The organism is Chitinophaga sp., assembly GCF_036566945.1.
Taxonomy (GTDB): Bacteria; Bacteroidota; Bacteroidia; order Chitinophagales; family Chitinophagaceae; genus Chitinophaga.
In genome coordinates this window covers 1-10,193 of the sequence record NZ_DATCVJ010001117.1, presented here as the reverse complement: position 1 = coordinate 10,193, position 10,193 = coordinate 1, and the positions used below count along the sequence as shown (strand labels likewise).

The window sequence follows — 10,193 nt, the reverse complement described above, 5'->3', positions numbered from 1 at the left end:
TGCCCCATATTCACATACAACATATTGTATTTCTGATTGATCCATACCACCGGAATATCACCGGAAGTCAACAGATTCTTTTTTCGTAAGGGATAATTGGCTGCATCTAAAGTAACCAACACTTTTACATCTTTGCTGAGCCGCGGACTGGGATCCCATTGGTACCACTCGTTGGCAGGACTTAAGTAATCTGCCGGCAAATGCCTTGTCACCGGATGATTGGTGGGATCTACATGTAATTTTGCCGGCAGGCAGTGCCTATTAAACGAAAAATACGGAAACGTATAAACGAAAATCAGCACAAGACCATCCTCTCTGCGCTACTTAACAGCAGCCCAGAAAACAGCATTTTGAAACAATTGTGTGTACGCCGGATTATCAAACAATGCCGGGCCATGCCCCATAAAAATGTAAATGTTCTTCGCTTTCACATGTTCGTTGGTCCATACCACCGGATGATCGCCCATCTTCCTGTCGGAAGCGGGTACATAGCACGATTCATCTACACTGGCCAGCACATGGACTTCCGGCCGGGGGCTTTTATTGTAGGTATACCATTCTTCTTTATTAATAATAAAGGGAGACGTAATGCCCTTCATCACCGGATGCTTTTTATCTTCTATCGTTACTTTGCCGTCGGCAAACTCAGGGATGTAATTGGTAAAACGAATACCACCCATGAAACCGGAAAACCATTTCCACATCGGGAAGCCATCAAATTCACCTAACAAAGTGGCGTGATGAAAACCAATCCAGCCACCACGACCTTCGGTGATATACCGCTCAAAAGCCGCAGCTGCTTCCCGTTTCCAACCATAAGGTGCATAGTCCAGTTGTATAAAAAGCTGGTATTTTTTCAGATAGTCATCCGTAATACTATCGGGGTTATTAATATAATGAATCGCAAAATGATGACTGGCGGCCAGCTTATCGAGCCATATCCGGGCAGCAGCAGAAAACGCCACATGATGTCCTCCATTTTCGTACAGCACCAGCGCAGTAAAAGCCGGCTTGCTAACCGCCACGGGCTTACCTCTCAGCGAAGTGTTAATCTGATCCAGCAGATATTCCTTTTCATCAGAAGCATATTCCCAGAACATCACCCCCGCCATTTTATTGGCCGTCACATACTCGCATTTGTTTTGCACCGACCATTCATCATCGTAGGTGATAAACTCCTTCGTAGTGGGATTGAACAAATACGGCGCTTTGGCGCTTTCATCGCGATAGGCAATGAAGCCATTTTTATTCACCAGGCTATCTTTCGTAAACGTATAGCCTTTACCGAAAGATTGTGACACTATCTTCCCACCCAGCCCGGTGCCGGTACTATCGGCCAGTATAAAGCGACGGCCATAAAAGGCGATGCCCATCACCAGTTTACTCACAGGTACACCTGCCGCCACATAGGCTTTCACGGCCTTATCGGCGGAATGCCCCGCAGGATTGCCGGCAGCTGTCATCAAATTGGTATGATGCCCTGCATTTTTATCTGAATAAAAATCATACGTCATCAGGTTGATGTAATCCAGGTATTGCTGCGCATTGCCCATCTCCGTTGTTTCCAGGAATGATTCAAAGCCACCCACCGCAGTAGTCAACAATTTTTTCTGATGTGTTTCCTTTTCCAGTTTATTCAGTTCTACCCGCAAAGCGGCAAACATCCACGTGTAATTTTGCTTGTCCTCCGGACGATACACATTCCCGGTTTCACCCGCTCTGGCAGGGTATTCCCAGTCAATGTCCACCCCATCCAGTTTATATTTACGGATAATAGCCACCGCACTGGCAGCAAAGGCTCTCCGAGCTGTATCGGTTAATACAGCATCTGAAAAATTGCCGCTCCAGGCCCAGCCACCAATAGAAATAAGGATCTTTAAATCCGGATTTTTTTCTTTCAGCTGGTTTAACTTCCGCAGGTTGATCGTATCTGTTGGCTCATTACTTAATACGGCCCTGTTATGCTGCACATTTACAAAGGCGTAGTTGATATGGGTTAACTTATTCACGGCAATTTTGTCAACATCTACCAGGCCCCGAAAGCCACCTACATAGCCAATAATCACCGGCTTCCCCTGCGCTCCGGTATTTTTTTTAAACACGCGTAGCGCAGGTGTAGTAGCGTTAAGTAAAGCCGGGAGTAGTAGCATTAAAAAATAGATACCTCCTTTCTTTGGTGATTGTAAATACTTCATAATCTCTTGTTGAAATGAATATTTTTCTTAACTTTTTTTGATACCCTAATATAATGCTATTCTGCCGCCATTGCGGTAATAGCCTGTAGAAACCAGGCGGAATGCGGAATCCATTGTTCTGTCCATCGCCACTCGTTGCCATTGTCTTCTTCTCTGAAATCAATCCCGCTCCCATCCCCACTTTCCTTGTGACCGGTCGGATTTTTACAACAACATAAAAAAAGCGTGTATCACGCTGCAGCAGCAACATGATGCGGCACAAAAACAATTGCATTATCTGCATCAGCTCGAATTGTATAAAAATGAAAAAGAAATCATTGCCCTGCAAAATGATAGGCTGGCTTCAGAAGTAAACCTGAAAAATAAAGAACTGGCTACCATCACCATGCACATGGTGAACCGGGGCAAACTGGTGTCGCGCATCCGGGAAGAAATGTCTGTACTGCTGAAAAAAACCAGCCTGTCAAATGCCGGCAGTGAATTTAAACCCATTCTCCGGCTACTGGAAGAAGCAGAAAAAGGCGACAAAGACTGGGAACAATTTGCGGCCCATTTCGATGAGATACATCATAATTTTCTACACATCATCAAAAAGAAATATCCCATTTTAAGTGCCACCGACCTGAAACTCTGCGCGTATCTTAAATTGAATTTAAGCTCCAAAGAAATCGCTCAGCTGATGAATATTTCCGTCAAAGGCGTAGAAATCAGCCGATACCGGCTCCGCAAAAAACTACAACTGGATACTGCCACCAATCTTTTTGATTTCCTGATAAGTGTGACTACATAAGGCTTGCAGCCCGCCGCTGGTAAAATTAATGCCGTTAATTCCACATTAACAGGCCCAATTAATGCTTTGTTAACGCTTTCGTTAGGCCTCCCCGCTTTACTTGCAACATATTCCGGCCTCATAGCCGGACAAAACAATTAAGGTGAATGCAAAACCTTCTGGAGAATCCGGGAAAGCCGGGTTCTCCTCTTTTTAACAACAGGATGCCGCTGATACCAAAAACCTTTAAATGCCACGTGCTGCTCCGTTGATGATTCCACCGTTAATAAACAAATAGTATAAATATGAAGCGTATTTTAACAGCTTTCCTCTTCCTGCTGTCGGTGCCTGCCCTGGCGCAGTTGAAACACAGCCGGGAATCGCAGTACCCTACCTACCACGGCCTCATCATGGCCGGCTATCAGGGCTGGTTTCGCGCTTCCGGAGATGGTTCCGGCGCCCAACGGTTTTCTTATGGTGACGAAACCCGCAGCGGCATTGATATGTGGCCGGACGTGAGCGAATATGAAAAAACATATGCCACTCCTTTCAAACTGGCCAATGGCCAACCCGCCCGCTTCTTCAGTTCTTACGACAAAAGCACCGTAGACCTCCATTTCAAATGGATGCAACAATACAATGTGGACGGCGTTTTCATGCAACGCTTTTTTGGCAATGCCAAACACCGCGACAGTACTTCCGGCGTGATCCTGAAAAATGCCTTTGCTGCAGCGTCTAAATATAAGAGAGCCATTGCCGTGATGTACGACCTCTCCGGCTTAAAAGCCTCCGGCGAAGATTGTTCTGCTATTATTGAAGACTGGAAATACCTCGTAGATCAGTTGAAAGTAACCAATCAACCGGGCGCTAAAACCTATTTACAGGAAAATGGTAAACCGGTGGTAGCTATATGGGGCATCGGTTTTCCGGATCGCCCGTATAATCTCCGCAATATTGGACTCGACAGATTAATAGACTTTCTGAAAAATGATCCGGTGTATGGCGGTTGTGCCGTGATGTTGGGCGTACCCACTGCATGGCGTACCTTGAATGCCGATTGCTTACCCGATCCTTATCTCCATACCATCATCAAACAAGCCGATATTGTGCTACCATGGACCGTACAGCGTTATTCTCCGCTGTTGCACAACGACATGGACCGTTTCCGGGATAACCTGATAGAAGATCTGGCCTGGTGCCGGGCCAACAAACTGGAATATGTACCCTGTGTATATCCCGGCTTCAGCTGGCATAACCTGAGCCGTTACGAATTTCCTGATGACGTAAAACCATCTGGTTCTATTCCAAGACAGGGAGGACGTTTCTATTGGCAACAAATTGCTACCGCTTTAACAGCGGGCGCCAATATGTTGTACGTAGCCATGTTTGATGAAGTAAATGAAGCCACTGCTATCTTCAAGGCATCCGATCAGCCACCGGTAAGCAGTACCACTCCGTTTATCAATTTAGATGGTAAACCTTCTGATCATTATTTATGGTTAACGGGAGAAGCGGCTAAAATGCTGCGCAATGAAATACCGGTCAGCGTAAAAATGCCGGAAAGAAAATAAGGATAACCTGAAAATAAAAAGGCTGCTTAAAAGTAAATTTTAATCAGCCTTTTTAAATATCATAATAAGGGTACAATAAACGCTTATCTCAATACCTGCACTCCCAGATGCTTTCCTTTGGTCAGCAGGTATACGCCACCAAAATAGGAAGCAATACCCACGAGTGAAAATACAATCAGCATCCAGATAATTTTACGCCTGTTTCCTTTTCGCCTGTGATCCTTGTTCAAAATCATTTGTTCTACTTCCAGCCATCCCCTTCCCGGATCACCGGTGCTGAAACGCTGATCTAATCCACCGGATTTCATCATTTGCTGATAAATCGCTGCCACAGATTTCGCGTTGGGAATATTGTCCATCAATGCAATTAATTCCCGCGTATCATCATCTGCCATGCGCCTGTTTACTGTTGCCTGTTCAGGCAACTTTTTTAACATAATCCTGTCTGCAATCATTTTAATATACCCGTTCATAATGATGCCTGCATGAGTGATTTGATATCGGTAATGTATCTACGATAATGAAGCATGCATAGTTTTAATTTCCATAAGAAAAACCTTTTAGCAATGGCAGGCATCGTTTACCATCATATACTTATATGTATACCTTGTTTACATAAGATCTATCACAACCACTTCTCTTTCAATTAGAAAAACATTCAAAACCCCATCATTGATACGGATGCCTAACAATGAAATTCCGAACCCTTTATGATCGTATATTTTCACCTACCAGGCGACTCTATCCCGCTACTACAGAATTGCTTTAGGAATTATCCCTATTTTTAGCCCATGAAAGTGCTGATTATAGAAGACGAACCCGCACTCAGGACCAGTATACAGGAGTATCTTGAACATCAGGGGTATATCTGTGAGCTGGCAGCGGATCTTAACCAGGCAATAGATAAGGTCAACGAATTTGACTACGATTGTATTGTAGCGGATATTGGTCTCCCACAGGGCAGTGGCCTCGAGGTAGTAAAAGAACTAAAAATGCTGGAATCCAAAGCAGGTATTATTATCATCTCTGCAAAAGATTCGCTGGAAGATAAACTCAGCGGCCTGGAACTCGGCGCAGATGACTATCTGACCAAGCCATTCCATCTCTCTGAACTCAATGCCCGCGTAAATGCCATCTTACGCCGTAAAAATTTTGATGGCAATACCACCATTACCTTTCATGAAATCGTGATCAAACCCGCTTCCAAAACGGTGTTGGTACATAACAAATCTATTACCCTCACCGGCAAAGAATACCAGCTGCTCCTATATTTCATTGCCAACCAACACCGCGTAGTTACCAAGTCGGCATTGGCAGGACACCTCTGGGGAGATGAATACGACCAGGCAGGCTCCTACGATTTCATTTACACCCACATCAAAAATCTCCGCAAAAAAATGCTGGAAGCCGGTGGAGAAGATTATATTAAAACGGTTTATGGCACCGGTTACCGCTTCGGATAACCCACCCATCAATATTAAATACACAATGCTTATCATGAAGCTGCTGACCAAAACCACTGTTTATTTCCTGCTGATCATGTTACCTGTTTTCACCGCAGGCGCCTTCTTCCTGTATGGTAAATTCAACAAAGAAATGAAACATGAAACAGATGAAGAACTCGTCAACGATAAACTACAGTGGATGCGCTATCTGGACACTGCCAGCGTTAATAATCCCATCTTCAGTATCAGCACACCGGAATTCAATTTACAACCCACCGAAAAAGCAGCACAAAAAAAACAAACACTAAAAGGCGTCAGTATCTACCAGGAGCCGGAAAATTCATATGCCCCTTTCCGCCAACTCTCACAGGTCATCAGTTTGCACAACAAAAACTATGAACTAACACTACGCAAATCACTCATTGAAAAAGATGACCTCATCAAAAACATCGCGTATGTGATGCTCAACGCTTTCACCGGACTACTCCTGTTTGTACTGCTGTCTAACTGGTTGATCAGCAAAAGCGTGTGGAAACCATTTTATCGCTCACTCGATCAAATACAACGGCTGCAACTCAACAAGCTGGAAAACACGGTCTTTGACCGCACCGCCACCCACGAATTTAACCAGTTGAATGCTGCACTCAACAACATGGCTACCCGCATTCACCAGGACTATACCAACATGAAGGAACTAACCGAAGATGCCGCCCATGAAATGCAAACGCCGTTAGCGATCGCACAAAGCAAACTGGAATTATTATTACAGGACGATACCCTTTCCGAAACGCAGCTAAAAGGAATACTGATTAGCTATGATGAGCTGCAACGCTTATCCAGACTCAATCACAACCTACTCCTGCTGGCCAAAATAGAAAACCAGCAATACCCCGTTACCGAACAACCCGACCTCCGTATCGTGATAGAAAAATACGGGTTGTTATTTGAAGAATTAGTGAGAGAGAAAGAACTCAGCATCCATCTGGAGATGGCAGACAGCGCCCCATGGCCACTGCATCCTGCACTCACCGATATACTGGTGAGCAACCTCCTCGGCAATGCGATCAAATACAACTATCTGCATGGCAGCATTGCTATTCATTTAACGCATCGCACATTCACCATCACCAACAGCAGCCAGCTACCGGAAATCCCTGCTGACATGCTCTTCCAGCGATTTAAAAAACAAAACAACGGCTATACGAATTCCAATGGGCTGGGACTCGCCATCGTAAAAAAAATTGCAGACTCCTACCAACTGCATCTTAGCTACCACTACGAAAACGGCCTGCATACCTTTAGCGTCAACGTCTGACAACATTCAGATTTGCTCCAGATTCTATACTTTACTTTGCCCCAAAAAGAAGTATATGCGCCGTCAGATGAAACAAATACTACTGGCTATCACCATACTGGGTATAGGATCTCAGCTGTCTGCACAAAGTCGTGTAGCCATTCCCGTTAATGACACGACGAAGCCGGCTAACAAAGACACGATCAGTAAAGTATCAGACCTCAATGAGGTCATCATTTCTTCTACCCGCAACAACAGCCGCATTGCCGATCTCCCCATGAAAGTGGAAGTATTGGGCAAAGAAGATATGATCGAAGAAAGTGGCATAAAACCCGGCAACGTGGCCAGCATATTGGGCGACTTGTCCGTCATACATATTCAAAATACCTCTGCAGTGAGTGGTAATAACGCCATCCGGATGCAGGGGCTGGACGGGAAATACACACAACTACTCCGCGACGGCGTACCTGTATACGAAGGATTGAGCGGAAATTTTGGTGTACTCTCCATTCCTCCACTGGATCTTAAACAAATAGAAATTATCAAAGGCTCCGTATCTACATTGTATGGCGGTGGTGCTATTGCCGGTATTATCAATTTCATCGCCAAAGCACCCGGCAGCCAACCGGAATTAACCATACTGGCCAATCGCAGTACATTAAAAGAAACCAATGTGAATGCCTTTTATGCAGAACGCTACGGCAAAACGGGGCTGACCATGTTTGCCGGCGTGACTACACAAAACCCGGTAGATGTGAATAAAGATGGCTTCAGCGACGTTCCCCGTTTACGCCAATACCTCCTGCATCCCCGTTTCTTCTGGTATATCAATCCACAAAGCACCCTCGTAGCGGGTTATACCGGTACCATCGAAAAACGCGAAGGCGGCGACCTGCAGGTACTGGAGCACCAGGCAGACAATATCCATCAGTATACAGAAGTCAACAACAGCGAAAGACATAGCGTAGACCTGCAGTATACCCAAAAAAACCCAGGTGGTGGCACCCTGTCGATCAAAGGCGTTGGTAGCTTCTTTCACCTGCAAAATGACCAGGGTACTTTTGCACTCCTGGGCAACCAAACCAGCACCTATGCCGAAGCTTCCTATAATAAGAAAAGTGGCCGGCATGATTGGGTAGCAGGACTGAATAACACCGGCGAAATTTATCGCCGCGCTACCGGCGACAGCACGCTGCTGGGCAATTACACCTATAACACCATGGGCGCCTTTGTGCAGGATGGATATCACTTTACAGATCAGTTCCTCGCGGAAGCCGGACTACGTGCCGATTATCACAACGTATTCGGCTGGTATGTATTGCCACGTCTCGCCCTTGTATACAAACCGGCAGAAGGTCTTTCCATCCGTCTCAGCGCGGGTTCCGGGTATAAATCACCGGCCATATTTACCGCACAAACACAAACCATCGGCTATCGGAATCTGTTGCCCCTGAGGGCAGGCATAAAATCGGAAAGAAGCCAGGGCATTAACTTTGATGGAAACTACCATACTTCCCTCGGCAAAGTAGACCTTACGGTTAACCAGGCGCTGTACTATACCCACATCAAAGATCCTATCCTCCCCATGGCCAGTGAACAAGATAAAAATATGCTCCTGCTGCAAAACATGCCCTACCAGGTAAACAGTCTGGGTACGGACACCTACCTGCGTTTTGAACTGGATCACGTGGAATTATACCTGGGTTACAACCATACTGTTTCCCGGTACAACAATACCGGATCTACCAATATCCCCTTTGCGCCACAAGACAAATTTGCCAGCACTCTCGCCTACGAAATAGAAGGGAAATGGCGCTTTGGCATAGAAAACAGCTGGATAGGCAATCAGTACAACGAGACCAATCATAAAACACCTGACTACTGGTTCTGGGCAGCGATGATTTCCCGGCAGTTCGGCGAACATATTACCGTGGTATTGAATGGAGAAAACATTTTTGACGCCAGACAGGGTAAGAATATGCCACTATATACCGGCCCGGTGAGCCATCCCAACTTCGCATCGCTATGGGGGCCTATAGACGGTCGCACCATCAATATGTCCGTAAAATTTAATTTATAGATAACATAAGGGAGAACAGTGTACCTTTGCGATCCTAATTTTCTGTTAAAAATGAAATCTGTTAAAAACAGGTACGCCGTTTTATTTGGCTTTGGTACCTTACTCCTTGTACTGTCATTCCTTGTTAGAACTGCATTGCTGATCTGGATTTATCCACAATCCGGCCTCCACATCTCCGATATACCCGCTATTTATGGCAAAGGACTCGTGTATGATATTGGCGTAGCGTTGTTCTTTACCATTGCGTATGCATTTTACCTGTTAATACTGCCACAGCGGCTGAATAACACCTTGTTTAACCGGATATTTACCTATTTCGGCTTTTTCCTGACCATGATGATTCTCGTATTCTCCTTCTTTGCAGAATTTACTTTCTGGGGAGAATATGCCGGCCGTTTTGACTTTATTGCGGTAGACTACCTCATATACACATATGAGGTGATTGGTAACATCAACGAGTCGTATCCATTACCCTTATTGATTGGTGGCGTATTACTGTTCACCTTTCTGCTTACCTGGAGCCTCGGCCGCAAAGGCACTTTCCGCAACAGTTTCCAGTCCAATACTTCCTGGGGACGCAGAGCTTTCACGTTTGCCACTTTGCTGGGATTACTCCTCCTCCATGTCTTTTTTATCAGCAATACCTGGGCGGAAAAAAGCAAAAACCGCTACGCACAGGAGTTGTCTAAAGCAGGGGTGTATTCATTTTTCTCTGCCTTCCAAAATAATGAACTGGCTTACGATAAATATTATTTACAGGAAGATAGCAACAAGGCGTTCGATCGCATGCGCACCCTCCTGCAATCACCGGACAGTCGTTACCTGGGGAATGGTAACAG

Annotated in this window: 7 protein-coding genes and 2 pseudogenes; 6 read left to right on the top strand and 3 right to left on the bottom strand. The window is 45.4% G+C overall.

All coding sequences use genetic code 11. From position 1 onward, the window contains the following. Together VIP81_RS33510 and VIP81_RS33505 are read right to left on the bottom strand one after the other, a co-directional pair. Window positions 1-212: pseudogene (locus VIP81_RS33510) on the bottom strand (ThuA domain-containing protein); the annotation flags it as partial. Window positions 213-320: 108 nt separating this feature from the next. Further along, entirely contained in the window at window positions 321-2,195 is a 1,875-nt protein-coding gene (locus tag VIP81_RS33505; RefSeq protein ID WP_331972653.1) for a glycosyl hydrolase family 18 protein, read from the bottom strand. A 268-nt stretch (window positions 2,196-2,463) separates the two neighbouring features. Here VIP81_RS33505 and VIP81_RS33500 point away from each other — a divergent pair, with 268 nt between their 5' ends. Beyond that, complete coding sequence (locus VIP81_RS33500; RefSeq protein ID WP_331972650.1) at window positions 2,464-2,985, top strand: helix-turn-helix transcriptional regulator; 522 nt, start codon at window positions 2,464-2,466, stop codon at window positions 2,983-2,985. Window positions 2,986-3,269: 284 nt separating this feature from the next. Continuing rightward, window positions 3,270-4,535 (top strand): glycoside hydrolase family 71/99-like protein, encoded by a 1,266-nt coding sequence (locus tag VIP81_RS33495; RefSeq protein ID WP_331972647.1) that lies wholly within the window; start codon window positions 3,270-3,272, stop codon window positions 4,533-4,535. An 83-nt stretch (window positions 4,536-4,618) separates the two neighbouring features. Here the strand turns inward: VIP81_RS33495 and VIP81_RS33490 are convergent, their stop codons facing one another. Further along, complete coding sequence (locus VIP81_RS33490) at window positions 4,619-5,008, bottom strand: hypothetical protein (RefSeq protein WP_331972644.1); 390 nt, start codon at window positions 5,006-5,008, stop codon at window positions 4,619-4,621. A gap of 318 nt (window positions 5,009-5,326) precedes the next feature. On the opposite strand from VIP81_RS33490, the gene VIP81_RS33485 reads away from it, so the two are divergent. The 4 genes and pseudogenes from VIP81_RS33485 to VIP81_RS33470 form a co-directional block, all read left to right on the top strand. Continuing rightward, complete coding sequence (locus tag VIP81_RS33485; protein WP_331972641.1) at window positions 5,327-5,998, top strand: response regulator transcription factor; 672 nt, start codon at window positions 5,327-5,329, stop codon at window positions 5,996-5,998. Window positions 5,999-6,032: 34 nt separating this feature from the next. Beyond that, window positions 6,033-7,295, top strand: a complete 1,263-nt coding sequence (locus tag VIP81_RS33480; protein ID WP_331972638.1) for a sensor histidine kinase — start codon at window positions 6,033-6,035, stop codon at window positions 7,293-7,295. Window positions 7,296-7,362: 67 nt separating this feature from the next. After that, window positions 7,363-9,354 carry a TonB-dependent receptor plug domain-containing protein gene (locus VIP81_RS33475; RefSeq protein ID WP_331972635.1) on the top strand — a complete coding sequence of 664 codons (1,992 nt, stop codon included), beginning with the start codon at window positions 7,363-7,365 and terminating at the stop codon, window positions 9,352-9,354. A gap of 51 nt (window positions 9,355-9,405) precedes the next feature. Beyond that, window positions 9,406-10,193: pseudogene (locus tag VIP81_RS33470) on the top strand (LTA synthase family protein); the annotation flags it as partial.

Excerpts from the sequence above, each read along its gene's own strand:
- VIP81_RS33505 (WP_331972653.1), bottom strand. The coding sequence starts at position 2,195 with ATGAAGTATTTACAATCACCAAAGAAAGGAGGTATCTATTTTTTAATG.
- VIP81_RS33490 (WP_331972644.1), bottom strand. The coding sequence starts at position 5,008 with ATGAACGGGTATATTAAAATGATTGCAGACAGGATTATGTTAAAAAAG.
- VIP81_RS33480 (WP_331972638.1), top strand. The coding sequence starts at position 6,033 with ATGAAGCTGCTGACCAAAACCACTGTTTATTTCCTGCTGATCATGTTA.
- VIP81_RS33475 (WP_331972635.1), top strand. The coding sequence starts at position 7,363 with ATGAAACAAATACTACTGGCTATCACCATACTGGGTATAGGATCTCAG.
- VIP81_RS33495 (WP_331972647.1), top strand. The coding sequence starts at position 3,270 with ATGAAGCGTATTTTAACAGCTTTCCTCTTCCTGCTGTCGGTGCCTGCC.
- VIP81_RS33485 (WP_331972641.1), top strand. The coding sequence starts at position 5,327 with ATGAAAGTGCTGATTATAGAAGACGAACCCGCACTCAGGACCAGTATA.